Origin of the sequence: Plantactinospora sonchi, from assembly GCF_036422035.1 — a bacterium.
GTDB lineage: Bacteria > Actinomycetota > Actinomycetes > Mycobacteriales > Micromonosporaceae > Plantactinospora > Plantactinospora sonchi.
In genome coordinates, this window is sequence record NZ_JAZGQK010000003.1 from 313,744 (window position 1) to 339,730 (window position 25,987).

The 25,987-nt window shown below is 72.5% G+C and carries 27 protein-coding genes and 1 pseudogene; 19 read left to right on the forward strand and 9 right to left on the reverse strand.

Annotated features, from left to right (window positions below; genetic code table 11):
* Nucleotides 1–25 precede the first annotated feature (25 nt).
* Nucleotides 26–991, forward strand: coding sequence for a methylmalonyl Co-A mutase-associated GTPase MeaB (gene meaB, locus V1633_RS04805; protein ID WP_331212925.1), 966 nt, complete (start codon nucleotides 26–28; stop codon nucleotides 989–991).
* A 77-nt stretch (nucleotides 992–1,068) separates the two neighbouring features.
* Here meaB and V1633_RS04810 read toward each other — a convergent pair whose 3' ends face one another.
* Nucleotides 1,069–1,530, reverse strand: coding sequence for a DUF2000 domain-containing protein (locus V1633_RS04810; protein ID WP_331212926.1), 462 nt, complete (start codon nucleotides 1,528–1,530; stop codon nucleotides 1,069–1,071).
* Nucleotides 1,531–1,579: 49 nt separating this feature from the next.
* Between V1633_RS04810 and V1633_RS04815 the strand changes: the two genes are divergently transcribed.
* The 5 genes and pseudogenes from V1633_RS04815 to V1633_RS04835 form a co-directional block, all read left to right on the forward strand.
* Nucleotides 1,580–2,518, forward strand: a complete 939-nt coding sequence (locus V1633_RS04815; RefSeq protein WP_331212927.1) for a helix-turn-helix transcriptional regulator — start codon at nucleotides 1,580–1,582, stop codon at nucleotides 2,516–2,518.
* A gap of 42 nt (nucleotides 2,519–2,560) precedes the next feature.
* Entirely contained in the window at nucleotides 2,561–3,022 is a 462-nt protein-coding gene (locus tag V1633_RS04820; RefSeq protein WP_331212928.1) for an Asp23/Gls24 family envelope stress response protein, read from the forward strand.
* Nucleotides 3,023–3,138: 116 nt separating this feature from the next.
* The gene (locus tag V1633_RS04825; RefSeq protein WP_331212929.1) at nucleotides 3,139–4,827 is read left to right on the forward strand and encodes an acyl-CoA mutase large subunit family protein; all 1,689 of its coding nucleotides are present in this window, start codon (nucleotides 3,139–3,141) and stop codon (nucleotides 4,825–4,827) included.
* Between the two features lie 208 nt (nucleotides 4,828–5,035).
* Nucleotides 5,036–5,968, forward strand: a complete 933-nt coding sequence (locus V1633_RS04830; protein ID WP_331212930.1) for a tetratricopeptide repeat protein — start codon at nucleotides 5,036–5,038, stop codon at nucleotides 5,966–5,968.
* Between the two features lie 63 nt (nucleotides 5,969–6,031).
* Nucleotides 6,032–6,998 (forward strand): annotated as a pseudogene (locus V1633_RS04835) (arginase family protein); the annotation flags it as partial.
* Nucleotides 6,999–7,408: 410 nt separating this feature from the next.
* Here the strand turns inward: V1633_RS04835 and V1633_RS04840 are convergent.
* Nucleotides 7,409–8,587, reverse strand: coding sequence for a macrolide family glycosyltransferase (locus V1633_RS04840; RefSeq protein ID WP_407951971.1), 1,179 nt, complete (start codon nucleotides 8,585–8,587; stop codon nucleotides 7,409–7,411).
* Between the two features lie 133 nt (nucleotides 8,588–8,720).
* Between V1633_RS04840 and V1633_RS04845 the strand changes: the two genes are divergently transcribed.
* The 6 genes from V1633_RS04845 to V1633_RS04870 all read left to right on the forward strand — a co-directional run bounded on the left by V1633_RS04845 (nucleotide 8,721) and on the right by V1633_RS04870 (nucleotide 13,532).
* Complete coding sequence (locus V1633_RS04845; RefSeq protein WP_331212933.1) at nucleotides 8,721–9,317, forward strand: TetR/AcrR family transcriptional regulator; 597 nt, start codon at nucleotides 8,721–8,723, stop codon at nucleotides 9,315–9,317.
* 96 nt (nucleotides 9,318–9,413) lie between these two features.
* The gene (locus V1633_RS04850; RefSeq protein WP_331212934.1) at nucleotides 9,414–9,968 is read left to right on the forward strand and encodes a TetR/AcrR family transcriptional regulator; all 555 of its coding nucleotides are present in this window, start codon (nucleotides 9,414–9,416) and stop codon (nucleotides 9,966–9,968) included.
* Between the two features lie 109 nt (nucleotides 9,969–10,077).
* Nucleotides 10,078–11,487 carry a cellulase family glycosylhydrolase gene (locus V1633_RS04855; protein WP_407951961.1) on the forward strand — a complete coding sequence of 470 codons (1,410 nt, stop codon included), beginning with the start codon at nucleotides 10,078–10,080 and terminating at the stop codon, nucleotides 11,485–11,487.
* 172 nt (nucleotides 11,488–11,659) lie between these two features.
* Nucleotides 11,660–12,139, forward strand: a complete 480-nt coding sequence (locus V1633_RS04860) for an OsmC family protein (RefSeq protein ID WP_331212935.1) — start codon at nucleotides 11,660–11,662, stop codon at nucleotides 12,137–12,139.
* A gap of 116 nt (nucleotides 12,140–12,255) precedes the next feature.
* Nucleotides 12,256–12,657 (forward strand): cold-shock protein, encoded by a 402-nt coding sequence (locus tag V1633_RS04865; protein WP_331212936.1) that lies wholly within the window; start codon nucleotides 12,256–12,258, stop codon nucleotides 12,655–12,657.
* On the forward strand, nucleotides 12,654–13,532 hold the full coding sequence (locus V1633_RS04870; protein ID WP_331213142.1) for a metallophosphoesterase family protein: 879 nt from the start codon (nucleotides 12,654–12,656) through the stop codon (nucleotides 13,530–13,532). The genes V1633_RS04865 and V1633_RS04870 overlap by 4 nt, the downstream gene beginning before the upstream one ends.
* Before the next feature lie 33 nt (nucleotides 13,533–13,565).
* Here the strand turns inward: V1633_RS04870 and V1633_RS04875 are convergent, their stop codons facing one another.
* On the reverse strand, nucleotides 13,566–14,414 hold the full coding sequence (locus V1633_RS04875) for a class I SAM-dependent methyltransferase (RefSeq protein ID WP_331212937.1): 849 nt from the start codon (nucleotides 14,412–14,414) through the stop codon (nucleotides 13,566–13,568).
* Between the two features lie 104 nt (nucleotides 14,415–14,518).
* Between V1633_RS04875 and V1633_RS04880 the strand changes: the two genes are divergently transcribed.
* Nucleotides 14,519–15,022, forward strand: coding sequence for a hemerythrin domain-containing protein (locus tag V1633_RS04880; protein ID WP_331212938.1), 504 nt, complete (start codon nucleotides 14,519–14,521; stop codon nucleotides 15,020–15,022).
* Nucleotides 15,023–15,034: 12 nt separating this feature from the next.
* On the opposite strand, the gene V1633_RS04885 is transcribed toward V1633_RS04880, so the two are convergent.
* Both V1633_RS04885 and V1633_RS04890 read right to left on the reverse strand, forming a co-directional pair.
* A complete protein-coding gene (locus V1633_RS04885) occupies nucleotides 15,035–15,982 on the reverse strand; it encodes a phosphotransferase family protein (protein ID WP_331212939.1) in 948 nt (315 codons plus the stop codon).
* Complete coding sequence (locus V1633_RS04890; protein ID WP_331212940.1) at nucleotides 15,969–16,484, reverse strand: hypothetical protein; 516 nt, start codon at nucleotides 16,482–16,484, stop codon at nucleotides 15,969–15,971. The genes V1633_RS04885 and V1633_RS04890 overlap by 14 nt, the downstream gene beginning before the upstream one ends.
* Before the next feature lie 260 nt (nucleotides 16,485–16,744).
* On the opposite strand from V1633_RS04890, the gene V1633_RS04895 reads away from it, so the two are divergent.
* From V1633_RS04895 to V1633_RS04920, 6 genes are all read left to right on the forward strand, one after another.
* Nucleotides 16,745–17,290, forward strand: a complete 546-nt coding sequence (locus V1633_RS04895) for an RNA polymerase sigma factor (protein WP_331212941.1) — start codon at nucleotides 16,745–16,747, stop codon at nucleotides 17,288–17,290.
* Nucleotides 17,287–18,579: a beta propeller repeat protein gene (locus V1633_RS04900; protein ID WP_331212942.1), complete on the forward strand. Its 1,293-nt coding sequence runs from the start codon at nucleotides 17,287–17,289 to the stop codon at nucleotides 18,577–18,579. Before V1633_RS04895 ends, V1633_RS04900 begins: the two co-directional genes overlap by 4 nt.
* Nucleotides 18,580–18,673: 94 nt before the next feature.
* On the forward strand, nucleotides 18,674–19,288 hold the full coding sequence (locus V1633_RS04905; RefSeq protein WP_331212943.1) for a hypothetical protein: 615 nt from the start codon (nucleotides 18,674–18,676) through the stop codon (nucleotides 19,286–19,288).
* Nucleotides 19,285–20,421: a peptidoglycan-binding protein gene (locus tag V1633_RS04910; protein WP_331212944.1), complete on the forward strand. Its 1,137-nt coding sequence runs from the start codon at nucleotides 19,285–19,287 to the stop codon at nucleotides 20,419–20,421. The genes V1633_RS04905 and V1633_RS04910 overlap by 4 nt, the downstream gene beginning before the upstream one ends.
* 149 nt (nucleotides 20,422–20,570) lie before the next feature.
* Nucleotides 20,571–21,281, forward strand: a complete 711-nt coding sequence (locus V1633_RS04915; RefSeq protein ID WP_331213143.1) for an ABC transporter ATP-binding protein — start codon at nucleotides 20,571–20,573, stop codon at nucleotides 21,279–21,281.
* Nucleotides 21,278–22,471, forward strand: coding sequence for an ABC transporter permease (locus tag V1633_RS04920; RefSeq protein ID WP_331212945.1), 1,194 nt, complete (start codon nucleotides 21,278–21,280; stop codon nucleotides 22,469–22,471). Before V1633_RS04915 ends, V1633_RS04920 begins: the two co-directional genes overlap by 4 nt.
* A 114-nt stretch (nucleotides 22,472–22,585) precedes the next feature.
* Here the strand turns inward: V1633_RS04920 and V1633_RS04925 are convergent, their stop codons facing one another.
* The 4 genes from V1633_RS04925 to V1633_RS04940 all read right to left on the reverse strand — a co-directional run bounded on the left by V1633_RS04925 (nucleotide 22,586) and on the right by V1633_RS04940 (nucleotide 25,850).
* On the reverse strand, nucleotides 22,586–23,293 hold the full coding sequence (locus tag V1633_RS04925; RefSeq protein ID WP_331212946.1) for a protein kinase family protein: 708 nt from the start codon (nucleotides 23,291–23,293) through the stop codon (nucleotides 22,586–22,588).
* Complete coding sequence (locus V1633_RS04930; protein ID WP_331212947.1) at nucleotides 23,290–23,595, reverse strand: hypothetical protein; 306 nt, start codon at nucleotides 23,593–23,595, stop codon at nucleotides 23,290–23,292. The genes V1633_RS04925 and V1633_RS04930 overlap by 4 nt, the downstream gene beginning before the upstream one ends.
* A gap of 468 nt (nucleotides 23,596–24,063) precedes the next feature.
* Entirely contained in the window at nucleotides 24,064–24,894 is an 831-nt protein-coding gene (locus V1633_RS04935; protein ID WP_331212948.1) for a peptidylprolyl isomerase, read from the reverse strand.
* 44 nt (nucleotides 24,895–24,938) lie between these two features.
* Nucleotides 24,939–25,850: a peptidylprolyl isomerase gene (locus tag V1633_RS04940; RefSeq protein WP_331212949.1), complete on the reverse strand. Its 912-nt coding sequence runs from the start codon at nucleotides 25,848–25,850 to the stop codon at nucleotides 24,939–24,941.
* Between the last annotated feature and the right edge of the window lie 137 nt (nucleotides 25,851–25,987).

Consider the following 25,987-nt stretch of genomic DNA (forward strand, 5'->3'; position numbering starts at 1 on the left):
TGCGCCGGCCGACCCGGCCCGCCCGGTGCCGGTGCGGCGGAGCCGGGACGTACCGCTGCTGGTCGAGCGGGCCCGCGCCGGTGACCCCCGGGCGGTGGCCCGGCTGATCACCCTGGTCGAGTCCGGTGACGAGCTGCTGCCGGAGATCGCGGCGGCACTGGCGCCGCACACCGGCCGGGCCCAGGTGATCGGGCTGACCGGATCACCCGGGGTGGGCAAGTCGACCACCACCAACGAACTGGTCCGGGCGCTGCGGGCCCGGGACCACCGGGTCGGGGTGCTCGCCGTCGACCCGTCCAGCCCGTTCACCGGCGGGGCGATCCTCGGCGACCGGGTCCGGATGCAGGACCACGCCACCGACCCCGGTGTCTACATCCGCTCGATGTCCAGCCGGGGCCACCTCGGCGGGCTGGCCGCCGCCACCCCGGCCGCGGTCCGGGTGCTGGAGGGTGCCGGCTGCGACGTCGTACTGGTGGAGACCGTCGGGGTCGGCCAGGCCGAGGTGGAGGTCGCCTCGCTGGCCGACACCACGCTGGTCCTGCTCGCCCCCGGGATGGGCGACGCGATCCAGGCGGTCAAGGCCGGCATCCTGGAGATCGCCGACGTGTTCGTGGTGAACAAGGCCGACCGGGACGGTGCCGACGCCACCGTCCGGGACATCCAGGGCATGATCGCGCTGGGCGAACGCGGCCCCGGTGAGTGGCGCCCGAAGGTGGTCCGCGCGGTGGCCGCCCGGGCGGAGGGGATCGACGACATCGTCGCCGCGATCGAGAAGCACCGCGGCTGGCTCGTCGAACACGGTGAACTGCGCCGCCGTCGCGAGGCGCGGGCCGCCGCCGAGGTCGAGGCGATCGCGCTCGGCACGCTGCGCGCCCGGCTCGGCTCACTGCGCTCCGGTACGTCGCTGGCCGCGCTCGCCGCCCGGGTGGCCGACGGGACGACCGACCCGTACGCCGCCGCCACCGAACTCCTCCACCAACTGGAGCTGTAAGGAAGGGCCCCCTGTTATCGCTTTTTGTATAGGAAGGGCCCCTTCCTAACACCTGTCAGTTCCTGGCTGCGCAGTCGTCAGCGGTGCAGGGTCGCACCCTTGAGGATCCGGTCCACGGCGTTCTTCGGGCCGTGTACGGCCAGTCCCACCAGGTCGAGCCGGTCGCGCGGCACCGCCCGTACGGCCGCGCGGTTGTCCCGGTCGTTGCCGGTGGCGAAAAGGTCGGCGGTGAAGACGCTGATCGGGATTCCCCGGTCCACCGCGCGTCGGTGTGCGGCGACGACGGTGTCCCGGCTGCCGGCGAAGACCAGCACCGGTTGGCGGAACATCGGCAGGTAGCGGGTGCCGTCCGCGTCCTGGTAGTCCTCGCCGATCAGGTCCGGCCCGGTTCCGGCGATGCCGCTGACCAGGAACGCCGTCACGTTGAGCCGTTGCCAGCCGGCCAGGTCGTCCCGGAGCAGTACGGCGATCTTGCTGTCGAACCGGACCGGTGCCGGGGCCGACTCGACAGTGGTCGGTGCTTCGTGGAGATCGTTCACGCCACCGAGCCTGCCGGTACGCCGGGCCCCGGTCTTGTACGTTTCTGACGTGCGTACCCGGGTCGCGGCCTGGCGCCCGGCGGTGGCCGGCATCGCCGAGGTGTTCCACGCCGACTTTGTCGACCATGCCTACCCGGCGCACACCCACGACGCCTGGACCCTGCTCATCGTCGACGACGGTGCCATCCGGTACGACCTGGACCGCACCGAGCACGGCGCGGTCGGGGCGGCGGTCACCCTGTTGCCGCCGCACGTCGCGCACGACGGCCGGTCGGCGACCCGGCACGGGTTCCGCAAGCGGGTTCTCTACCTCGACACGTCCGTGCTGGGCGAGGAGTTGATCGGTGCGGCGGTGGCGACGCCGAGCCTGCCCGACGCGGAACTGCGGGACCGGGTCCACCGGTTGCACCGTTCGCTCGTACATCCGGGGGACGTCTTCGAGGCGGAGAGCCGGCTGGCGTTCGTCCGCGAGCGGTTGTCCGGCCATCTGCGGCCCCCCGGCGGTCCGCCGGTGTCACCGTCGGACGGGCCCGGCGGTCCGCCGGGGTCGCGACCGGACACCGTCGCGGGCCGGCTCCGCGAGTTGTTGGACGAGCGGTTGACCGGCGGAATCACCCTGGTCGAGGCCGCCGCGACGCTGACCGCCCATCCGACGTACCTGGTCCGGGCCTTCACCCGGCGGTACGGCCTGCCGCCGCACCGCTACCTGACCGGTCGCCGGATCGACCTGGCCCGTCGGCTGCTGTTGGCCGGAATGCCGCCCGCCGAGGTCGCGGTGGCCGCCGGCTTCTACGACCAGGCCCACCTGACCCGGCACTTCCGTCGGTATCTCGGTGTCGGCCCGGCCCGGTTCGCCGCCGTGCACCGGAGCGGCGGTGCCGGACCGGCGGCTCCGTCAACAAGCCGGCACGGCCGACCGGGGGTGGCCGGGAATCCGTCAGGTCATGCCGCTGGTTTGCCCGTGCCGAGTAGGCTCCGTCAACGCTGACTGCGCCGTGTCAGGCTGCCGAGACCAGGGGAGAGACAGAGCATGACCGAGGTTCCGAACGAGGCGGGCCAGGCCGCGGAGACCGCCGCACCCGCCGCCGCACCCGCCGCCGCACCCGCCGCCGCGCCTGCTGCCGCACCGCGAGGCGCCACCGAGGTGTCCGAAGAGGTCATCGAGAAGATCGCCGGTACGGCGGCCCGCTCGGTGCCCGGCGTCGCCGAACTCGGCGGGGACGTGGCCCGGTTCTTCAACAACGTGCTGGACCGGGTCGGTCTGGACGAGGTGGGCGACGCCGGACGGGGTGTCTCGGCCGAGGTGAAGGGGACCAGCGCGTCCATCAAGGTCGTGCTGGTGATCGAGGCCGGGCAGGTCGTGGCCGACGTGACCGAGGCGGTCCGGGCAAAGGTGATCGAGGAGGTCGAGAAGTACGGCCTGCAGGTCACCGAGGTGAACGTCAAGGTCGACGACATCGAGCTGAACCCTCCGGCGGCTGCCGGAGCGTGACCGTCCCGTCGCCGTACACCTGTTAAGAAGGGCCCCTTTCACCGCAGAAAGCGATAAGAAGGGGCCCTTCCTTGCGCCCTTAGCGATCGTTCAGGGAAGCGCTCTACACTGCGATGATGAACGCGGACGAGATCGCCGCCGGTCGGGAACGCTGGCAGGCCCGGTACGACGCGGCCCGGAAGCGGGACGCGGACTTCACGACCCTCTCCGGGATGCCGGTCGAGCCGGTGTACGGGCCACCCGAGGGCACCGACGATCCCCGGTTCGCCCGGATCGGCTGGCCGGGCGAGTACCCGTACACCCGGGGGCTGTATCCGACCGGCTACCGGGGGCGGACCTGGACGATCCGGCAGTTCGCCGGCTTCGGCAACGCCCGACAGACCAACGAGCGCTACAAGATGATCCTCGGCGCCGGCGGCGGTGGGCTCTCGGTCGCCTTCGACATGCCGACCCTGATGGGCCGGGACTCCGACGACCCGCAGGCGCTCGGCGAGGTCGGGCACTGCGGGGTGGCGATCGACTCGGCCGCCGACATGGAGACGCTCTTCGACGGCATCGACCTGGCCGGGGTCACCACGAGCATGACCATCTCCGGCCCGGCGGTGCCGGTCTTCTGCATGTACCTGGTCGCCGCCGAGCGGCAGGGCGCCGCCCTCTCCACCCTGGACGGCACCCTGCAGACCGACATCTTCAAGGAGTACATCGCGCAGAAGGAGTGGCTCTTCGACCCGGAGCCGCACCTGCGACTGATCGGCGACCTGATGGAGTACTGCGCGGCGAACATCCCGCGCTACAAGCCACTCTCGGTCTCCGGGTACCACATCCGGGAGGCCGGTTCGACCGCCGCCCAGGAGCTGGCGTACACCCTGGCGGACGGCTTCGGCTACGTCGAGCTGGGGTTGAGCCGTGGCCTGGACGTGAACGTCTTCGCCCCCGGGCTGAGCTTCTTCTTCGACTCGCACGTCGACTTCTTCGAGGAGATCGCCAAGTTCCGGGCCGCCCGGCGGATCTGGGCCCGCTGGCTGCGCGAGGTGTACGGCGCCACCGACGAGCGGGCGCTCTGGCTGCGCTTCCACACCCAGACCGCCGGGGTGTCGCTGACCGCGCAGCAGCCGGTGAACAACGTGGTCCGTACGGCGGTCGAGGCGCTCGCCGCGGTGCTGGGCGGGACCAACTCGCTGCACACCAACGCGCTGGACGAGACCCTCGCCCTGCCCACCGACTCCTCGGCCGAGATCGCGCTGCGTACCCAGCAGGTGCTGATGGAGGAGACCGGGGTCACCAACGTGGCCGACCCACTCGGCGGGTCCTGGTACGTCGAGGCGCTCACCGACAAGATCGAGGCCGAGGCGGAGGAGATCTTCGCCCGGATCCGGCAGCTCGGCGGCGAGGGACCGCACCCGATCGGCCCGATGACCTCGGGCATCCTGCGGGGCATCGAGGACGGCTGGTTCACCGGCCAGATCGCCGAGGCGGCCTTCACGTACCAGCAGGCGCTGGAGAAGGGCGACAAGAAGATCGTCGGAGTGAACTGCCACACCGGCACGGTCGCCAAGGAGCTGGAGATCATGCGGGTCTCGCACGAGGTCGAGCTGGAGCAGCGGCGACTGCTGGCCGCGCGTAAGTCCGGCCGGGACGACGGTGTGGTGAGGGCGGCGCTGGCCCGGATGGTCGAGATGACCCGTACCGGCGAGAACCTGATCCCGCCGATGCTGGACGCGGTACGCGCCGAGGCGACCCTCGGGGAGATCTGCGACGCGTTGCGGGCCGAGTGGGGCGTCTACCGCGAGCCGGCCCGGTTCTGACCGACCCGCCTCCGACCCGAGCCCTGCCCGGTCCGTCGGCGGTCCGGTGCGTCGGCGCACCCGTGCGTGCGGCGGTCCGGTGCGTCGGCGTACCCGGACCGTCGGCGGTCCGGTGCGTCGGCGTGCCTGGTCCGGTTCCGGTCCGGTCGACTGTCGTCCACTGGCGGTTCGTCTGGGACAGCGGCCGCGCGTGCGAGACTAGACAACCATGAGCGACCCACGGATCACCTCGTCGATCTTCACCCGCGGCGCGGTAGACCTCGGCGCGCTGCGCGCCGCCCAAACGCCCGCACAGTCTCCCGCCACTCCGCCCGCCGGCCGTCCGACGCCGGGCGGCGTCTCTCCCGGAGCACCCGGCGGCGGTGCGGGCGGGGTCGCCGTGATCGACGTCACCGAGGCGACCTTCCAGTCCGAGGTACTCGAACGCTCGCTGACCACCCCCGTGGTCATCGACTTCTGGGCCGAATGGTGCCAGCCCTGCAAGCAGCTCTCCCCGGTGCTGGAACGACTCGCCGTCGAGGGCGGCGGCGCCTGGGTGCTGGCCAAGGTCGACGTCGACGCCAACCCCCGGCTGGCGCAGATGTTCCGGATCCAGGGCATCCCGATGGTGGTCGCGATCATCGGCGGTCAGCCGGTGGACGCGTTCACCGGGGTGCAGCCCGAGGCGCAGTTGCGGCAGTGGATCGCCGCGCTGCTCAAGGCCGGTGGCGTGGCCGTCGAGACGCCGGAGGACCCCCGGCTGGTCGAGGCCGACGACGCACTTATCAGCGGCGACCTGGACACCGCCGAGCGGGCGTACCGGAAGATCCTGTCGGACAGTCCGGCGGACGCGGCGGCCGAGGCGGGCCTCGCGCACGTGACGCTGGCCCGGCGGGTGACCGGGGTCGACCCGGCGGCGGCGCTGGCCGCGGCCGAGGCGACGCCGGACGACGTACCGGCGCAGTTGCTGGCCGCCGACATCGAGGTGCTCAGCGGTCAGGCGGAGCAGGCGTACGCCCGGCTGGTCGAACTCGTCCGACGGACCAGCGGCGATGACCGGGACGCGGCCCGCGAGCACCTGGTGTCCCTGTTCACCATCGCCGGTCCGGACGATCCTGCGGTGGCGGCCGCTCGGCGGGCGCTCTCCCGGGCGCTCTTCTAGAACAATGTGAGTCAGCAGCGGGCATGCCGGCTGGCAGCCGCGATACCGGACGGGAGCACACGTATGCGCCGGATCGCCGTCCTGGACGCCCCCTCCAACCTGGGCCTGCGTCCACCGACCGGCACCTCGGTGCCGGGCTGCGCCAAGGCCCCGGGCGCGCTGCGTGACCACGACCTGATCGCCCGGCTCAATGCCCGGGACGCCGGTTGTCTCACCCCACCCCGGTACGACCCGGGGGACTGGCGTCCCGGGGACGGGGTGTGCCACGCGGGGTCGATCGCGTCGTACTCGATGCTGTTGGCCGACCGGGTCGGCACGATCATCGACCGGGGGGAGTTTCCCCTGGTCCTGGGCGGCGACTGCTCGATCCTGCTCGGCTCGGCGCTGGCCATGCACCGGCTCGGCGAGGCGGTCGGCGGCCGGGTCGGGCTGGTCTTCGTCGACGGCCACTCCGACTTCCGGCACCCCGGCAACGCCTCGTACGTCGGCGCGGCCGCCGGCGAGGACCTCGCCCTGGTCACCGGGCGGGGCCAGGCCGACCTGGCCGCGATCGAGGGGCGGCGGCCGTACTTCCGGGACATCGACGTGGTGGTGCTCGGCATCCGGGCCCACGACGAGTACCGGCTCGACCTGCAGGCCGCCGGGATCGTCACCCGGCCGGTGCCGGCGCTGCGTGCCGAGGGCGCGGCCCGGACCGCGCAGTGGGCCCACGACCAGCTGACCGACTGTGTCGGCTACTGGGTGCACGTGGACGTGGACGTGCTCGACCCGGCGGTGATGCCGGCCGTCGACGCGCCGGACCCGGGCGGGATCGCCTTCGCCGAGTTGGAGCTGCTGCTGGCCGGCCTGGTCGACACCCCGCACTGCCTCGGGGTGGAGGTCACCGTCTTCGACCCGGACTACGACCCGGACGGGGCGTACGCGGCCGAGATCGTCGGCACGCTGGTGGCCGGCCTCACCCCGGTCACCACGCCGGACGTCGCGCCGCCCCGGCTGGTGCCGTCCGCCACCCCCGCCGTCCCCGGCCCGGTGGCGGTGCCGGGACCCCGGGTCGGGCCGACCGGGGCGTCGACCGGTGGTTCCCGGGACGTCCCGCCGCTCGGGCTGACCGGGTTCTCCCGACCGTCCCCGGTGGTCACCGAGCCGGTCGGCCCGCCCGCGTCGGCCGGCCCCGGCCGGCTCCGGCGACCCACGATGCCGGCGGTCGAGCTCAGACCCGCCGAGACCGGGTCGCCGCTCCGGCCGCCGGTCGGTCCGCCGTCCGTCGACGGCTCCGGTGCCGTGGAGCCCGGGCCGGAGCACGACAAGCCGAACCGGGGTGCCGGCACCGGGTCGGCGGCCGAGATCGCCTGATCCCGGGCCGGTCCGGTAGCCGTCGCCGGCCGAGGTCGTCGTCTGCTCCCGGGCCGGTCCGGTATCCGCTGCCGGCCGACCGTCGCGCTACGCCGTCCGGACCGGAGCGGCGGACAGCTCGGCCTCGATCAGCTCGACCGCCCGGGCCGTGCCGCTCTCGTCACGTACCTGGCGGCTGAGGTCGGCACACCGCGCCGACACCACCGCGTCGGTGGTGAGGTGCAGCAGTGCCTCCCGCAGCTCGTCGGCGGTGACCGTGGCCACGTCGACGACCCGGGCAACGCCGAGGTCGGCCAGCCGTTCGGCGTTGGCGAACTGGTCGGCGGCCTGGGGTGCGGCGATCATCGGCGTGCCGCAGTACAGCCCCTCGCTGCTGCCGCCCATGCCGGCGTGGGTGAGGAACGCGTCAGCCTGCTCCAGGATCGCGAGCTGCGGCACCCAGGGGTGCACCTCCACACTGTCCGGCACGACGCCGAGTTCCGCCGGGTCGACGTGCCGGCCGATCTGCAGCACGGTGTGCCAGCCGGGCAGCGTGCCGAAGGCGGTGACGCAGCGCCGGTAGAAGTCGGGGTGCCGGGTGAACGCCGAGCCGAGCGACACCAGCAGCACCTTCTCGGCGGTCGCCGGCCGGGTCCAGCCGCCCTGGTCGGACCGGTCGCCGAGGACGGGGCCGACGAAGCTGTAGACGGTCGGGTCCACCCGGTCGGCGTTCGGTTGCAGGGCGTGGGGGATGAGTGCCAGGCAGCGGGTCGGTCGGCCCTGGAAGGCGAGGCTGTCGGTGACCGACGACCCGTTCTCGGTGAGCCACGTCGTGAACCGTCGGTAGTAGTCCGCCCCGCGCGGATCGGCCCGTATCGCCTCGACTGCCTGCGCCATCTCCGCCTCGTAGCCGTCCCAGGCCACGAAGGTGGGGGAGAGCTGGATCGCGGGGATGCCCCACTGTTCGCCGAGGAGCCGGGCCGGTGCGCCGGCGATGTCGTAGAGGAACAGGTCGGGGCGGTCGTCGGCGTACCGGGCACGTAGCTGCGGGAGCATCGCGATCGCATCGTCGAGGAAGAGCGTCAGTTGGGCGATCGGATCGTCGACCCACTCCTCGTCGGGGGCGGGCAGCGTCGAGCGGTACGGCTTGAGTTCGGCCCCGCTGCGCCGGATGACGTCGGCGAACGACGGGTCGTTCGCGTACGTGACCCGGTGTCCTCGCTCGACCAGGGCGCGCAGGATCTGCACGCTCGGGTTGACGTGCCCGGGGGCGGGGATGCTGACCATGGCGATGTGGGACACGCTTCTCCTCGGTGGAGCGACACGTTAACGAGACGAGACGTCTCGTCCGGTCACTGTGCCCCTGTCGGCTCGTCTTGTCAAGACGATCCGTCTCGTCTCGCTGCGGTACGCTGAGCCCGTGCCCGCCGACCCCGCCCGCCGTAACGAACGCTCCCGCCGAGCGATCCTCGCCGCCGCCCTGGAACTGTTGGCCGAGACCGGCTACGCCGACCTGACCGTCGAGCGGATCGCCGCGCGGGCCGGGGTCGGCAAGCAGACGATCTACCGCTGGTGGCGCGGCAAGGGGGCGGTGATCCTGGACGCGCTGGTGGACGCCGCGACGGCCGGCGACGGGTCCGTGCCCGACACCGGAGACGTCGCCGCCGACCTGCGGGCACTGATCCGTGCCACGGTCGCCGAGTTCGCCGACCCGCGGCTGTCCGCCACCACCCGGGCGATCACCATCGAGACGCTCTCCGACGACGCGCTCGCCGAGCAGGCCCGCGACCGGCTGCTGCGGCCCCAACTCGACGCGGTCCGGTCCCGGCTGGAGGCCGGCCGGCGGGTCGGGCAGGTCCGGCCCGACGTCGACCTCGACCAGGTGGTGGAACTCCTCTTCGGGCCGATCTACCATCGCTGGCTGCTGCGTACCGGCCCCCTCACCGAGGCGTACGCCGACGGCGTGGTGGACCTCGCCCTCGCCGCGATCACCCCTGCGGGCCTCCGCCAGGGTTGACGGTCGACTTGACGGTGGGCGCTAGCAGGATTAGCTTTCCGGCTATGGTCAATACCGTACTGACGAACGGGAAAAGAGCAGGTCACGGGTGGGCCGGTGCCTAGGGCCGGACTCTCCACCGCCGCCGTTGTCTCCGCCGCTCTCGACGTCGTCGACGAGCAGGGCGTCGAGGGTCTGACCCTGGCCGCGGTCGCCAGCCGCACCGGCGTGGCCGCCCCCTCGCTCTACAAGCACGTCGCGGGCCTCGCCGAACTCCGCGCGCTGGTGGGCGTACGGGTGATGGTGGAGATGACCGAGCGGTTCACGGCGGTGGTGATCGGGCGCAGTGGCGACGACGCGGTCGCCGCGCTGCTGCGCAGCTACCGGGAGTACGTCCGCGAGTACCCGGCCCGGTACGCCGCGTTCCCCGCCGACCCGCTGCACGACCCCGCCATGGTCGACGCGGGCAACCGGATGATGGAGGTCTTCCTCGGCATGCTCCGGGGTTACGGTCTCACCGACTCCGCCGCGATCCACGCCACCCGGTGCGCCCGGTCGATCGCCCACGGCTTCGCCTCGATCGAGGCGAGTGGCGGATTCGGCCTGGGTGAGGACCCCGACGAGACGTACGAGCGGCTGATCGCGATGTTCCTGGCGAGCCTGCGGAGCTGACCGGCCACCGGTTGCGAGCACTCTTAGCTTTCCTTATAGTTCGACGCTAATTGATGCCTGTCGGTCGCTCCCCGACAGGCCACCACCGTCGACCGTCCCGGAGGCACCTGTGACGCGTACCCGAAGGACTCTCCTGTTGGCCGGTCTGGTCGCCGCGGTCGCGACCGCGCCGGTGGCCGTGCTGTCGGCGCCACTGACGACGGTCGCCCAGGCCGCCGCCACCCCGACCGCCAGCTTCGCGAAGGTCTCCGAGTGGGGCTCGGGTTGGGAGGGTCGCTACACCATCACCAATTCCGGTGCCAGCACCATCACCTCCTGGCGGGTCGAGTTCGACCTGCCCGCCGGCACCACCGTCGGCAGCTACTGGGACGCCACCCTGACCAGCAGCGGGCAGCACCACACCTTCGGCAACCGCGCCTGGAACGGCACCGTCAACCCCGGGGCCTCGGTGACCTTCGGCTTCGTCGGCACCGGGCCGGGTGCGCCCGTCGGCTGCCGGCTCAACGGCCAGCCGTGCGCCGGCGGCAGCACGCCGACCCCGACGGCCAGCCCGACCCCGACGCCCACCCCGACCGTGCCGCCGGGCAGCACCCCGGTCGCCGCCAACGGGCAGCTCCGGGTCTGCGGCCGGCAGCTCTGCAACGCCCGGGGCAAGGCGATCCAGTTGCGCGGCATGAGCACACACGGCCTGCAGTGGTACGCCAACTGCGCCACCGCCGGCTCGCTCGACGTACTGGCCAACGAGTGGCGGGCCGACGTGCTGCGGATCTCGATGTACGTCCAGGAGGGCGGCTACGAGACCGACCCCCGGCGCTTCACCGACCTGGTGCACAACTACATCGAGCTGGCCACCGCCCGGGGCATGTACGCGATCGTCGACTGGCACATGCTCACTCCCGGCGACCCGAACGCCAACCTGGACCGGGCGCGTACCTTCTTCGCCGAGATCGCCGACCGGCACCGGGCCAAGAACAACGTCATCTACGAGATCGCCAACGAGCCCAACGGCGTGGCCTGGAGCGCCATCAAGAGCTACGCCGACCAGATCATCCCGGTGATCCGTACCCGGGACGCCGACGCGGTGGTGCTGGTCGGCACCCCCGACTGGTCGTCGCTCGGCGCCTCCGGCGAGGGCGGCGGGCCGGACGTGATCGCCGCCAACCCGGTGACCGCCGGCAACGTGATGTACGTCTTCCACTTCTACGCCGCCTCGCACGACGACTACTACCTCGACACCGTGACCCGGGCGGCGGACCGGTTGCCGCTGTTCGTCACCGAGTTCGGCACCCAGGAGTACACCGGCGACGGCCCGAACAACTTCACCATGGCCCAGCGTTACCTCGACCTCTTCGCCAGCCGGAAGATCAGTTGGGTGAACTGGAACTTCTCCGACGACTTCCGCTCCGGCGCGGTCTTCACCACCGGCACCTGCGGGGCCGGCCAGTTCTCCGGCACCGGGCGGCTGAAGGAGGCCGGCGTCTGGATCCGCGACCGGATCCGCACCCCGGACGACTTCTGACCGCTCCGCCGGCCCCGGTCCGCTGCTGACAGTTCTCCGGCCCGCCTCCGCTCCGGGTGTGACACCTCGGAAGCGGAGGCGGGCTTTTCCGGGTCCGGCCCGGTGTGACATCTCCGGCGGAGGCGGGCTCCCGCCGGTCCGGCCCGGATCCGGGATAGTGCAGGATCGGGTGATGGCGAGATCTCACGACTACCCGTTGACGCTCACCTGGACCGGTGCGGGTGACGAGGGCACGGTCAACTACCGGGCCTACGGCCGGGACCACACGCTCGTCGCCGAGGGCCCGCCGCCGCTGCTCGGCTCGGCCGATCCGTTGTTCCGGGGCGACCCGGGACGGTGGAACCCCGAACAGCTGCTGGTCGCCGCGCTCGCCCAGTGCCACATGCTGTCGTACCTGAGTCTGTGCGCGCGCGGACGGGTCGTGGTGACCGGGTACACCGACGAGGCGGTCGGCACGATGGTCGAGAGCGGTGACGGCGGGGGAGCGTTCACCGAGGTGGTGCTCCGGCCCCGGGTCACCGTCGCCGCGCCGGAGATGGTCGAGCGGGCGGCCGAGCTGCACGAGCGGGCGCACCAGCTCTGCTTCATCGCCAGCTCGGTCAACTTCCCGGTCCGCCACGAGCCGGTCATCCTGGTCGCGGAGCCGTCCTGACCTCGTCAGGGACCGGGCCGTCGGGCCGGTACGGCTATCGTGGCGGAGGGCGGCCCGGCGGTCCGGGTGGGTCGGCGGGTGGTTTGTCGGTTCTGTAGTGGGTGGTGGTGGCGGTCGTGGCGGTCGGGAAGTTGCTGCGGTTCGACGAGGTACGCGGTTACGGGTTCATCGCGCCGGACGCCGGTGGTGAGGACGTTTTTGTCCACGCCAACGACTTCGGCGAGGACAAGCACCTCATCTATCCGGGGATGCGCCTGGAGTACGAGGTCGAGCAGGGCGAACGGGGACTGAAGGCGACCACGATCCGGATCGTCGACCGGCCCGCGGTCAAACCCCGGCCGAGCCGCCCGGCGGGCGACAACGAGGAGTTGTGCGACGTCCTCTCCGGTGCCGAACTCAGCGCCGAGATCACCGAGCTGCTGATCGAGAAGGTGCCGACGCTGACCGGCGCCCAGATCGGCGTCATCCGGCAGCAGATCGTCGTCCTCGCCCGGTCGCACGGCTGGGTCGAGCCCTGAGCCCCTCCGTCCCCGGCGACGTCGCCCCGGCCCGGGGTGAGTTGCTGGCCGTCAGCGACCTGCACGTCGGTTACGCCGAGAACCGGAAGCTGGTCGAGGGCTTCGCGCCGGGCTCCGACGAGGACTGGCTGCTGCTCGCCGGTGACCTCGGCGAGCGGGTGGAGGACATCTACTGGGCACTGCGGGTGCTGAAGGAGCGTTTCTCCACCGTGGTGTGGGCGCCCGGCAACCACGAGCTGTGGACGCCCCGACAGGACCGGGTGCAGCTGCGTGGGGTGGCCCGCTACGAGCTGCTGGTCGAGATCTGCCGGCGGGTCGGCGTACTGACCCCGGAGGATCCGTACCCGGTCTTCACCGGACTGGGCGGGCCGGTGACCGTGGTCCCGCTCTTCCTCCTGTACGACTACACGTTCTGGCCGCCCGGGGTGGGCAGCAGCGAGGAGGCGCTCGCCCTGGCCCACTCCACCGGGGTGGTCTGCACCGACGAGTACCTGCTGCATCCCGACCCGTACCCGACCCGGCAGGACTGGTGCGCGGCGCGGCTGGAACTCACCGAGCGGCGGCTGGCGGAACTCGACCCGGCGGTGCCGACCGTGCTGGTCAACCACTATCCGCTGGTGCAGGAGGTGACCCGGGTACTGCGGTATCCGGAGTTCGCGCAGTGGTGCGGCACGGTGCGGACCGCCGACTGGCACGTCCGCTACCGGGCCGCCGCCGTGGTCTACGGGCATCTGCACATTCCCCGGGTGAACTGGTTCGACGGGGTCCGGTTCGCCGAGGTGTCGCTCGGCTATCCGCGCGAGTGGCAGGCGCGTGACCGGCCGCCGGGCCGTCCGGTACCGGTGCTGCCCGGCCGGGCCACCGACCCGGCCTGACGATCCCCGGGCGGTCGTGGTCGGTCCGGCGCGTCAGCGGGTGCGGCGCATCCAGAACGCGCCGGTCGGCAGCCCCCGCAGTTCGGCCGGTACGGCGTCCGGCCGCTGGGACCACAGCCACGAGGTGAAGAGCAGCACCTGCCAGGAGGTGTTGTGGGTGAGGAACGCCCGCAGCAGGTAGACCTCGGTCCAGTCCCGGCCCTCGCGGAGCCACTTCTCCGGGTATTCGAACGGCCAGTGGATGTCGTGGATGTGGACGACCACCCCGGGTCGCAGCGTGGGCAGCACGTGCAGCAGCAGCCAGACGACGTCCGAGCCGGCCTTCACCACGTGCGTCGAGTCGATCAGCAGGATGTCGCCGGAGTCCAGCGCGGCGAAGGTCTCCCGGTCGACGTCCTGGACCCGGCGTTGGATCAGCTCGACCCGGTCGCCCGGCCGCAGCCGGGACCGCAGCCGCTCCGGGTGCGGCTCCACACAGGTGATCCGCATTTCGGGCAGGTGCCGTTCGACGGCGTCGAGCGCGACCGCCGTGGAGTAACCCGAGCCGACCTCGACCAGTCGGGCCGGCCGGTGGTGTCGGAGCATCGCGTGCAGTACGGCGGCGTCGGCGCGGCCGTACATGCCGTTGTGGTCGTGCCAGCGGCCGGTCGGCAGCTCCCGCAGGTACGGCGCCAGTTCGGCGGCGAGGGACACCTGCTCCGCCTCGCGCAGGTCGATCCCGACCGGTGACAGGTCGCGCCAGCCGACAGCGGTCGTACGGTCGGCGGGCGAGGTGGCCGGCGAATAGTAGTGACCCGGTTTCACGTACGGCGGAGTGCTGAGTACGGCACTGATCCCCCGGGCACGCCGGACGACCTGCGTCTGGAACTCCCCAACAGCCATGCGGGAATTCTGGCCTTTATCGCAATACTTCGCTAGTACCCCGTAAAAATAGAACTTCCGCGTGTAATGCCTGAGATTTGTTCTGAAACATAAGGGAGTGGGCGATGGACGACATCACCGGTCTGATCCTGGACGACCACGAGACGTTCCGGCGCGGATTCGCCCGCCTCGACGACGCCCGGGGCGAGACGGAGTTGCGGGCGGTGTGGGATCCGCTCGCCCTGCACCTGGACATCCACGCGGAGGCGGAGGAGGCGATCCTCTATCCGTACCTGGTCCGGCACGGTGACCCCGACATCGCCGTCGACGAGACCGACGACGCGATCGCGGACCACAACAAGATCCGGGACGCCATCGCCGAGTCGCGCCGGCACGTACCGGGTACCGACGGCTGGTGGGCGGCGGTCTGGCAGGCCCGGCGGGAGAACAGCGAACACCTGGCCGAGGAGGAGGACGGCGCGCTCGCCGACTTCCGGCGCAACGCCAGCCGGGAACTACGCCTCGAACTCGGCGCCCGGTGGCTCACCTTCTACGGCGAGCACCCGGGCGGCCGGGACCTGCTCTTCCAGGACAAGGACCCGCGCGCGTACGTCGAGGAGCACCGCTGACGGCGGTGGTGCTCAGGACGCGCTGACGAGTTCCCCGATCCGCCTGGCGCGGTTGGTCACGCCGGGATGGTCGAGCGGGAGGTGGCGGGGCGGACCGAGCCAGCGGCAGAGCTGACGCAGCGCCAGCAGGATCGCGCTGCGCCGGATCGACCGCAGGTGGTCGGCGGGCAGCGGTTGGACCCGCTGGTAGCCGGTGAGCAGGGCGGGCAGCAGGGCGGGGGTCGTACGGTCGTGCAGACAGAAGTGGCCCAGGTCGAACGTCAGCTCCGTGCCCCGGATCTCGCCGAAGTCGATCAGACCCGTGTAGCGGCCGTCGGCGCAGAAGATCTGGTCGAGGTCGAAGTCGCCGTGGGCGAGTCGGGCCCGGGTCGGTGGCTGCCGGCGCTCGTCTGCGACCAGGTCTTCGAGGGCGTCGAGGAGCGGGGTCGCGAACAGCGACGCCAGCGGACCGGGCCACGGTGCCGGCAGGTAGGAGGTCACGAACGGTGGATAGCTGGCGTGCTCGGCCTGGAGCGGCCACCGACGCCCGCTCCGGCGCACCCAACCGAACCCGTCCACCGGCACCTGGTTGAGCACCGCGAGGTCGGCACCGGCGGCCTCCACGATGGACGCGGCGCGAGCCGGCGCGGCGACCCCGGCCAGCGGGACACCGGGAACCTCGGTGGTGATCATGGTGGAGCGGCCGATCCCGGTGTGGAAGGGGTCGACATGGACGACCCGGGCGACCCGGACACCGAGATCCCGCAGCCGCTGGTGCAGCTCGGCATCGGTTTCGAGGTTCTCGTCGGCTTCCTCGGCGATGCGCAGGTAGAACGTCTCGGACCCCCGCCGGACCTGGTAGACCTGCGTGGACACCCCGTCCGGGGTGCGTCGGCAGGACACCGGGACCGAGGTACCGAAGACCTTACGCAGCAGGGCGTCGACGGCGGCGGCGTCGGCGTCCGGCTTACGGGGCGTCAAGGGGCCTCCGGGGCGCGTCCGCCGTCGACGCGTTCGTACCCCGCTGCGGCGAGCCCGGCACCGTCACGGGAAACTGCCCGATCCCGACCGCCGCGATCAATTCGATCGGAAACTCGTTGTCGGCCTGACCGACGGCGAGGCCGACCCAGCGTTCCGTTCCCGCCGGCCACCAGACCAGCACCTCGCCGCTGACCTGGCTGAGCCGGTCCAGTGGTTCCGGCAGAGTCCTGCTGTCGCGCCAGGACGGCGTCAGGTCCACCGCCATCGGCGTACCCCAGCGCGCCGTCAACGCGGCCACCAGCGGCTGACGGGCGGCCTCGATCTCCCGCTCGGCCGCCTCGTACCGCTCCTCGGCACGGTCCTCCCAGAAGTCGTCGGTACGGCGCAGGACCTGGAGGTGGTGCGCGGGTGCGCTGTCCCGGTCACCCTGTGACACGTCGGAGTTCGGAAAGGGCGTCTCGAGCAGGCCGGTGATGACGGCCAGCAGATGTTCGTCGGTCACGCGCCCCAGCATGCCCGACGGCCGCAGTGCCGGTGGACCCGCCGTCACCCTTCGACGCCGGTCCGCGACGGGTGCGGATCCGAGGCAGAATCGCGGTCACCCCCGCCGTCGACGGCAGCGGCGGCGCGACCGGCTCCGGGCAGCGGCCGGGCGGGCCGGCACTGCCCCGGACAGCCCCATTTCCCGACCGTCGAAATAGTTCGCCGGACCGGGCAACCGGTCGGGTCGCCGAGGCGCACCTATCCGACGAGAGGAGCGGGATGCGACGCGACGAGAACGAGGACCGGCGCCAGTTCAGCGAGTACTTCGCCGCCCGGCGGGATGTGGTGCGGCGTAGCGCGTACCTGATGTGCGGCGACTGGCACTGGGCCGATGACCTGGCGCAGACGGCGTTCATCCGGCTGGCCGCCGGCTGGCACCGGGTACGCGACCCGAAGGCGCTGGACGCCTTCGTCCGGACCTGCCTGGTCCGGGCCTACCTGGCCGAGACCCGGCGGGTCTGGCGGCGACGCGAGCGGATCGTGGCGGACACCCCGGAACCGGTCGACCCGGACGACTCGACCGAGGCGGCCACCCGGCGGGTGCTCTTCGCGAGGGCGCTGCGACAGGTCCCACCCCGGCAACGGGTGACCCTGGTCTGCCGCTTCTACCACGAACTCGACGTGGCCGAGACCGCCGCCGTACTGGGGTGCTCCGAGGGCACGGTGAAGAGCCAGACGGCACGGGGACTCGCCACACTGCGCCGGGTGCTCGGCGACGCGGTACCGAACGGTGAACTGATCACGGTGGGGGAGCGGAGCAGATGACCGGACTACGGGAGATGTTCGAGGACGCGGCGGAGCAGACGCCGCCGACCCGGATGCTCGCCGACGAGGTGTACGGGGCCGGCCGACGACGGTGGCGACGGCGCCGGGCCGTACTGGCCGGTGGTGCCGCGGCGGTCGCCACCTCGCTGACCCTGGTACTCGCCACCGTTCTCCTGCCCGGCGGGGCCGGTACGCCGGACGTTGTCGCCGACGGCCCGACGCCGCGCACGACGGCCTCCGGCGAGCCGCCGACGTCGGGCACCCTGCCGGGCGACGGCATCGTCCAGTGGGTCGGTGCCGGCGACGCCCGGCGCGGCTACGTCGCGATGTCGACCTGCTCCCCGGAACGTCAGCCGTGCCGCAAGACCGTCTGGCAGCTGGTCGGTTCCGACGACGGCGGCCGGAACTGGTCGGTGCGCGGCGCCCCGGTCGACGTCGCCGGTCTGGCGGTGCTCGGCCCGGACGCGCTGCTCGCCGAGGTACTGGACGCCGCCACGCCGGGTGTCCCGAGGTTGATGACCAGCCGCGACGGTGGGCGGAGCTGGCAGGCACCGCAGGCCGGGCCGGAGGTGCCGGCGGCGCCACCCGGCCACCCGGTGGTCTGCTGGCCGGTGCCGGGGGCGGATCCGCAGGCGTCCGTGGCGCCCGCCCTGCGCCCCTGCGAGCTGCACGCGCTCGATCCGGAGGCGAACCGGCTCTCGCCGCTCGCCAACCGCGTTCCGCTGGTCCTGAGTGACCTGCTGCTGGTCCGGCAGACGTCCGGCCGGCTCTGGGCGCCGGGCCTCGATCCGGCGACGGGGCGGCCGGCGGTCGCGATCAGCCCCGACGCCGGCCGTACCTGGTCCCGCCACGTCTTCGCGGACGGCCCGGCCTGCGGTACCGGCGGCTGCGTCGCGCCGAAGGTCACCGTCGGCCCGGGAACCGACGGGTACGCCGTGATCAGCACCATGTCGGAGCAGGCGGTGCACCGCTACACGGCGGTCACCGGCTGGCAGCGGGTCACCGCCGTGGACGCGCTGCCGCTCGGCGACTCGGACCTCGGGTCGTTCGTGACAGCGGACGGCAGCCACGTGCTCTACCAGGACAGCGGCCGGACGGGTCTGGGGTACCGGTTCTGGGCGGCCCGGGACGGCGCGGCGGAGTACCGGCAGGTCGAACTGGACGGTCTGCCACCGATGGCGGGCCCGCCGCAACGGACCCCCGACGGCTTCTACTACGCCCGGGACACCGGGACCGGGATCTACGGCTCGACCGACGGCTGGCACTGGTATCCGATGAGCGGCCGCTAGCACCCCCCGATCTCCCCGTCACCCGCCGGGTGTTCCGCACCGGGCCGGGCCGACGACGCATGCCCATGAACAGTCGGAAAGACAGGTAGAAAACATGATTCGTCCCAGAGCTCCGTTCCGACGGCTCACCGCGACCGTCGGCGCGGTCGCCGTACTGGCGTTCGGGCTTCCCGGATGTGGTGCCGGTGAGCAGACGCCGAGTGTCGCCACCGCAAACGGGGCCGAGGCGGCGGGCTCGCCCGGCCCGGCCTCCGAAGACCTCGCCGCGTACGTCGAGGACCGCCGCAACCTTGCCCGGTGTTTCCGGGAACAGGGCTTCGACGTCCCGGATCCCGACTCGAAGGGGCAGTTGGACCTGCGTGCCATCGGCGGCCGGAACAAGGCCGAGCCGGAGGTGGCGGCGGCGTGGAAGGCGTGCGAGGAGTTCGGCAGAATGCCCGTGCCGGAGGAGCTTGAGGAGCGACCGGCACCGCTGACCCCGGAGCAGCTCGCCCAGCGTCGGGAGTACGCCAGGTGCATGCGGGACAACGGCATGCCGGACTGGCCGGACCCGGGGCCGGACGGTTCCTGGCCGGCGGGCGGCGCGCTCGGCCGCGAGCTGACCGAGCAGGAGCAGGCGGCGAACATGCGGGCGCTGCAGATCTGCGAGCCGGTGCTGGACGGCCGACCGCCGACCACTCCGGACCCGAACGCCGTCGTCAACGGATGAGCGGGCAGGAGCGGACCACGTCGCAGCGGGCCGAGCGGTCCGGATCCGCCCGGCGGCGCTGGCGGCCGGCCGTGCTGGTCGGCGCCGCCCTGGTCACCGTCGTGGTGGCCGGCGTGGCGACCCTCGGTCTCGGCGGGCCCGGAGAGGGCGGGCCGGCGCCCGCCCGCACCGGGCCGGCCGCGACCGCCACCGTCACCCGCCAGAACCTGGTCAAGGCCGTCACCCTCGCCGGTGAACTCGGGTACGGCCGGGCCGAGCCGCTCGCCTCGACCGCGACCGGCACAGTGACCTGGCTGCCGGAGGCCGGCGCCACGATCGGGCGGGGCGGCGTCCTGCTGCGGGCCGACGAACAGCCGGTGGTGCTGTTCTACGGCTTCCTGCCGATGTACCGGCCGCTGACCGTCGGCACCGAGGGCTCGGACGTACGACAGTTCGAGCGGAACCTGGCGGCGCTCGACTACCAGGGGTTCACCGTGGACGAGGAGTTCACCGCCAGTACCGCCGCCGCGGTCACACGCTGGCAGCGTGACCTCGGGTTGCCGGAGAGCGGCACGGTCGACCGGGACCGGGTGGTCTACGCGCCGGGCCGGCTCCGGGTCGCCGAGCGGCTGGTCCGGGTCGGCGGCTCCGCGACCGGGGACGTGCTGTCGTACACCGGCAACACCCGGCTGGTCACCGTCGGCGTCGAGCCGGGGCGGGCCGGCTGGGCGCGCGGCGGCGCCAAGGTGACGGTGACGCTGCCGACCGGCGGCACGGTGGCCGGCGAGGTCACCGTCGTCGGGGCACCGGCTCCGGCGTCCACCGGTGGCGGTGCGGCCCCGGTCGATCCGGAACGCCCGGGGACCGGCGCCGCGACGGTGGAGGTCACGATCCGGGTCGCCGACCAGAAGGCGCTGGGCGGGCTCTCCGGTGCCCCGGTCGACGTCCGGTACGTCGAGGAGGAACGGAAGAACGTGCTGACCGTGCCGGTGGACGCGCTGCTGGCGCTGGCCGAGGGCGGCTACGGGCTGGAGGTGGTGGAGGCCGCCGGCACCCGGATCGTGCCGGTGACAGCCGGCATGTTCGCCGACGGGCGGGTCGAGGTGACCGGCGAGGGGCTCGACGAGGGGATGACGGTGGGGGTTCCGTCGTGACATCGACCGCGACCGGCCCGGAGCCGGCGACGCAGCGGGGAACGGCCCCGGCAACGCAGCGGGGAACGGCCCCGGCAACGCAGCGGGGAACGGCGCCGGCAACGCGGCGGGGAACGGCGCCGGAGACCGGCCCGGGTGAGGTCGTCGCGCTGACCGGGGTGCGCCGGACCTACCCCGGCGGGGTGGTCGCCCTGCACGGGGTCGACCTGCGGATCGGGTACGGCGAACTGGTCGCCGTCGTCGGACCGTCCGGTTCGGGCAAGTCGACGCTGCTGCACCTGCTCGGGACCCTGGACCGGCCCTCGCACGGCACGGTGCGCATCGACGGGTACGACGTCTCCGCGCTCTCCGACCGGGAACTCTCCGCGCTGCGCGGCCGACGGATCGGTTTCGTCTTCCAGCAGTTCCATCTCGCGGTCGGGGTGCCGGTGCTGGACAACGTCGCCGACGGGCTGCTCTACGCGGGCGTACCCGGACGGGAGCGTCGGCGACGGGCGGCCGAGGCGTTGACCCGGGTGGGCCTGGAGCACCGGCTCGACCACCGGCCGCACGAACTGTCCGGGGGCGAGCGGCAGCGGGTCGCCATCGCCCGGGCGGTGCTCGGTGACCCGGTGCTGCTGCTCGCCGACGAGCCCACCGGCAACCTGGACTCGGTCGCCGGGGCCGGCGTGCTGGCGCTGCTGCACGAGCTGCACGCCCGGGGCACCGCCGTGGTGGTCATCACCCACGACCAGCAGATCGCCACCGAACTGCCACGCCGGATCGAGCTGCGGGACGGCCGGATCGTCGGTGATTCCGGGGCCCCTCCACCGTCAGCGCCCGCACCGCCGCTGTCCGGCCCGGCGGAGGTACGGCGGTGAGCCGGGCGCTGCGACCGGGTCGGCTCGGTCCGGCCGACCTGGCCCGACTGGGCTCGACCGGACTCCGTACCCGTCCGCTGCGGGTTGTCCTCTCCGCGCTGGGTGTCGCGATCGGGATCGCGGCGATGCTGGCGGTGGTCGGCATCTCCACCTCCAGTCGGGCCGAACTGGACCGGACCCTGGACCGGCTCGGTACCAACCTGCTGACCGTCGGGCCGGGCGAGGGGCGTGCCGGTGCGGAGGCGGTGCTGCCGGAGGAGTCGGTGGGGATGGTCGAGCGGATCGGCCCGGTGGACTCGGTCGGGGCGACCGGCCACGTCGACGCGTACGTCTACCGCAGTGACCTGGTGCCGGCCGGGCAGACCGGCAGCATCGAGGTACTGGCGGCGCAGTCGGAGCTGCTCCGTACCGTGGGCGGGACGCTGCGGGAGGGTTCCTGGTTCAGTACCGCGACCGGCAGCTATCCGGCGGTTGTCCTCGGTGATGCGGCGGCGCGACGGCTGGACGTACCCCGGGTGGGGGTGCGGGTGTGGCTCGGCGGTGAGTGGTTCGCCGTGGTCGGCATCCTGGCGCCGGTGCCGCTGGCCGAGGAGTTGGACTCGGCCGCGCTGGTGGGGTGGCGGGCCGCCGGGACGTACCTGCGGTTCGACGGGCACCCGACCCGGATCTACGTCCGGGCGGCCGAGGAGCAGGTCGCGGCGGTGCGTGCGGTGCTCGGCCCGACCGCCAACCCACAGGCACCGGGCGAGGTGGTGGTGTCGCGGCCGTCCGACGCGCTCGCGGCCCGGCAGGCGACCGACTCCGCGATGCAGGGGATGCTGCTCGGGCTGGGGGCGGTGGCGCTGCTGGTCGGCGGGGTCGGCATCGCCAACACGATGGTGATCTCGGTGCTGGAGCGGCGGGCCGAGGTGGGGCTGCGTCGGGCGCTCGGTGCGACCCGGGGCCACGTACGGGCGCAGTTCCTGGCGGAGTCGCTGCTGCTCTCCGCGTTGGGCGGTGCCGGGGGGCTGCTGCTCGGGATCGGGGTCACCGGCGGCTACGCGTACGTCCAGGGGTGGCCGATCGTGGTGCCGGCCTGGGCGACGGGTGGCGGTCTGGCGGCGACCCTGCTGATCGGCGCGGTCGCCGGGCTCTATCCGGCGGTCCGGGCCAGCCGACTGGCACCGACCGAGGCGCTGGCCGCCGGTTGACCCGATCAGACGCCAAAATGTACGGCCGCGCCGGGATCGATCTGCTCCGCGGACGCGTGTTGTTCGCCAGCTGACCACGTCGTGGGACTTGGGAGGCCGGATCGCGGGATCGAACTACGAGCCGGGGTACTCCGCGCGGATGTCGCCGTCGAACAGCCGCCAGCAGAAGTCGTTCATCCGTGCCGCAGCCGGGGCGTGGCGGGCAATGATAGCCGCCACGGTCGCCGGCACACCCCGCGGAATGTCGCCGTTCGCGCACCGGCGCACGTACATGTTGCGGGCGACAGGACCGCCGGTGGCCGGCACCGGCACCCCGCACACTGTGGTGACCAGCCAGTTCACCAGCCTCATCGCCGCGTAGTCGGCATCGTGGCCGACGTTGTGGGCGACAAAGGCGCGCTCGGCGTCCGACAGGTCGAACCGAGACGATGTGGCCAGGCCGAAATCGACGAGGTGGATCCGACCACCGTCGACCCGCATGTTGCCGAAGTGGCCGTCCATATGCAGCAGCTCGCGGCTACGCAGGAACGCTACGGCCTCGAACAACTGCCGCTCGACCGTCTCGGCCCGGTCGACCGGGTCGGTCAGCCCCCGGAACACCGGATCGGGGACGTACTCGAGGAACAGCACGAGGCTGGAGACAGCGCCGGCCAGTTCCTCGAAGCGGATGCGCACCGTCGGGGCGCCGCCGAACTGCGCCACAACGGCCTCAATGTCACGGTGCTCGGACGCGACAGGTGGACGGCCGGGTAGTACGCGCCAGTGGTACAGCAGGGGGAAGCACCGCGCATCACCGGCGAGGACTCCCTCGGTGACGATCATGTTCGCGGCCACTCGCGCCAGGTGCCGAAGCCCGGACCGGCGAGGCGGTACATGCCGTACTGGCAGTAGACCGGCAGGTCGAACAGGTTCGCCGTGCTGTGTGGCTGAGCCAGCTCCCGGTCGGTGATCGGGATCCGTTTGACGAACACCGGCACGCCGTCGACGTCGAGCACCGAGGAGCCGCCTCCCGCGCCCACAGCCCCGGCAGGCGCGGACTGAAGCAACGCCGCCAGTTCGTCGTCATCGCGGGCGGCGAGAGAGGCCGACATGCGGTCGTGGCGCATACGCCGGGTGATGGCCATCGCGCCATCATGCCAGCGGGCTGCTGCCATCCGACCGCGTCAAGGTCGTACCAAGGAGTCCGGCATGCCTCACGAACGGCGGCAGCATCGGGACGCCGGGGCGTGCTGATCAGCCTGCGGAAAGACGGTCCAAGGCTGGCCTGGCCTGGGGATTCAAGGTATCGGTCAGGTCCCTGCCGGACGATTGACCACGAGCGGGCCGGCACACCGGCCCGTGACGGGCAAACGAGCGAGAGCCGGGGGGAGCTGACAGATGGCGACGATGCGTGACGGCACACCGGGCGCGGCTGCCAGGCGTGGCCAGGATCCGTGGTGAGTGTCTGACGGCCGGGTGTCCGCGCGGTCCGAACGGGGGGATCCGACGCGTTCCGTCTCCGCGAGACGGAGCGCGTCGGCGCGCCGATCACCCGGGATTTCCGGCGGGACGCGGTCCGTGTCCCGCCGCGTCGTGCCCTGGCCGTAACCGGCTCAGCTCACGGTCGCGTTTCTGACGTGTAGTTCGGTACGAGGTACGCCGCCGCCGGCCGACGAGCGGTACGCGTTGTCGTGGCCGCCCTCCGCGACGTGGTCGACGATCTCCAGTCCGCTGGTGACCGTGCCGAACGGGGTGTAGGTCGGCGGCAACGGGCTGTCGTCGAAAACAATGAAGTACCGGCTGCCGTTGCTGTTCGGCCTGCCGTCGTTCGCCATCCCCACCACGCCCCGGGTGTACTTCGCCCCGGTCAGGTTCTCGTCCGCGAACCGGTAGTCCGGGCCGCCCCGCCCGGTGCCGGACAGGTCGCCGCACTCCAGGACGAAGCTCTTTTCCGTCGTCAGGCGGTGGCACGCCTGGCCGGAGTAGTAGGCCCGCTCCGCGAGATGCTGGACGCTCGCGACCGTGCACGGGGTCTTGGCCCGGTCCATCGTGATGGTGATGCGGCCGAGGTTGGTTTCCAGGTTCAGCGTCGCGGTGCCGGTCCGGGGGGCGCCGTCGAAGTCGGGCATCCCGATCGGCCGGTTCGCCTCCCCCTCCACCGTGCTGACCGAGCAGGTCTCGGGTGCGGCCCCGGCGTCGGTTGTCGGCTCGACCCTGACCTCCGACCAGTAGTACGCCCCGACGCCGATGCAGCCGGCGCCGACGCAGAGGGCGAGCACACCCGCGACGATCAGCCCGATCACCAGTGGACGCCCGCGCTTCTTCGCCGGCGGCGCGTCCGTCGGGTACGGCGGGGCCGCTGCCTGCCCCGGCTGCCAGTGTGGCCCGGGCCTGGACGGCGGGGTGGGGCTGCCCTGCGGTGGCTCAGCGGTCGGGTGGATCACCGGGCAAGATTACCGATCGCGGGTCGGGTCAGCGGGTCGCGGCGTCAGCCCACGGTCAACGTCTGGATGGTGACCGGGGTGTTCGGCGTACCCCCGCCGACCTCGCCCAGCGAGTTGTCGTGCCCACCGGCCGCGACCTGCTCGACGATGTCGAGCCCGGCGGTGACGGTACCGAACGGGGTGTACTGCGCCGGCAGTTCGGTGTCCTTGAAGATGATGAAGAACTGGCTGCCGTTCGTGGCGGGCTCGCCGATGTTCGCCATCGCCACCACGCCCCGGGTGTACTTCGCCCCGGTCAGGTTCTCGTCCGCGAACCGGTAGTCCGGGCCGCCCCGCCCGGTACCGGTCGGGTCGCCGCACTGGAGGACGAAGATGCCCTCGGTGACCAGGCGGTGGCACCGGCTGCCGTCGAAGAACTTCTTGTCGGCGAGGTGCTGGAAGCTCGCCGCCGTGCACGGGGTCTTGGCCCGGTCCATCGTGATGCTGATCGGCCCCAGGCTGGTGGTGATCCGCATGGTGACGGTGCCGGTCTGCGGGGCGGAGGCGAAGTCCGGCATGCCGACCGCCTTGATCTCCGGCTGTCCCTGCACCGTGGTGGCCTGACAGGACAGTGGCTGGGCGGGCGGGGGCGCGTCGGAGGTCGGCTCGACCCGTACCTCCGACCAGTAGTACGTCCCGAAGCCGATGCAGCCGGCGCCGACGCAGAGCAGTGCCACCACGCCCGCGACGATCAGCCCGATCATCAGACCGCGCCGGTTCTGCTTCGCCGGTGGCGCCCCGGTCGGGTACGCGGCCGCGGCCGCTCCCGGCTGCGCGGAGTGACCCGGCTGGCCGAGCTGCCAGGCTCCGGGTTGACCAGGCCCGGTCGCCCCTGACGGGCCGGGCTGCCAGGACTGGCCGGCGCCGGCTGGCGAGGTGGGACCGTGCTGCGGAGGTTCGACGGGCGGCTGGCTCACCGCGCCAGCCTACCGATCAGGCTGGATGTCCGCGCGACCCGTGGGATGTGCGGTCGCACCGTCATGGTCCGGTCCGCGCGGCATGGAATGCTCCCGGACATCGTCCTGTTACGGTCGGTCGACGTCCGCGCCGGCGG

Excerpts from the sequence above, each read along its gene's own strand:
- V1633_RS04895 (WP_331212941.1), top strand. The coding sequence starts at position 16,745 with ATGCGACGCGACGAGAACGAGGACCGGCGCCAGTTCAGCGAGTACTTC.
- V1633_RS04880 (WP_331212938.1), top strand. The coding sequence starts at position 14,519 with ATGGACGACATCACCGGTCTGATCCTGGACGACCACGAGACGTTCCGG.
- V1633_RS04905 (WP_331212943.1), top strand. The coding sequence starts at position 18,674 with ATGATTCGTCCCAGAGCTCCGTTCCGACGGCTCACCGCGACCGTCGGC.
- V1633_RS04840 (WP_407951971.1), bottom strand. The coding sequence starts at position 8,587 with ATGGTCAGCATCCCCGCCCCCGGGCACGTCAACCCGAGCGTGCAGATC.
- V1633_RS04860 (WP_331212935.1), top strand. The coding sequence starts at position 11,660 with ATGGCGAGATCTCACGACTACCCGTTGACGCTCACCTGGACCGGTGCG.
- V1633_RS04910 (WP_331212944.1), top strand. The coding sequence starts at position 19,285 with ATGAGCGGGCAGGAGCGGACCACGTCGCAGCGGGCCGAGCGGTCCGGA.
- V1633_RS04875 (WP_331212937.1), bottom strand. The coding sequence starts at position 14,414 with ATGGCTGTTGGGGAGTTCCAGACGCAGGTCGTCCGGCGTGCCCGGGGG.
- V1633_RS04830 (WP_331212930.1), top strand. The coding sequence starts at position 5,036 with ATGAGCGACCCACGGATCACCTCGTCGATCTTCACCCGCGGCGCGGTA.
- V1633_RS04825 (WP_331212929.1), top strand. The coding sequence starts at position 3,139 with ATGAACGCGGACGAGATCGCCGCCGGTCGGGAACGCTGGCAGGCCCGG.
- V1633_RS04900 (WP_331212942.1), top strand. The coding sequence starts at position 17,287 with ATGACCGGACTACGGGAGATGTTCGAGGACGCGGCGGAGCAGACGCCG.
- V1633_RS04925 (WP_331212946.1), bottom strand. The coding sequence starts at position 23,293 with ATGATCGTCACCGAGGGAGTCCTCGCCGGTGATGCGCGGTGCTTCCCC.
- V1633_RS04930 (WP_331212947.1), bottom strand. The coding sequence starts at position 23,595 with ATGGCCATCACCCGGCGTATGCGCCACGACCGCATGTCGGCCTCTCTC.
- V1633_RS04820 (WP_331212928.1), top strand. The coding sequence starts at position 2,561 with ATGACCGAGGTTCCGAACGAGGCGGGCCAGGCCGCGGAGACCGCCGCA.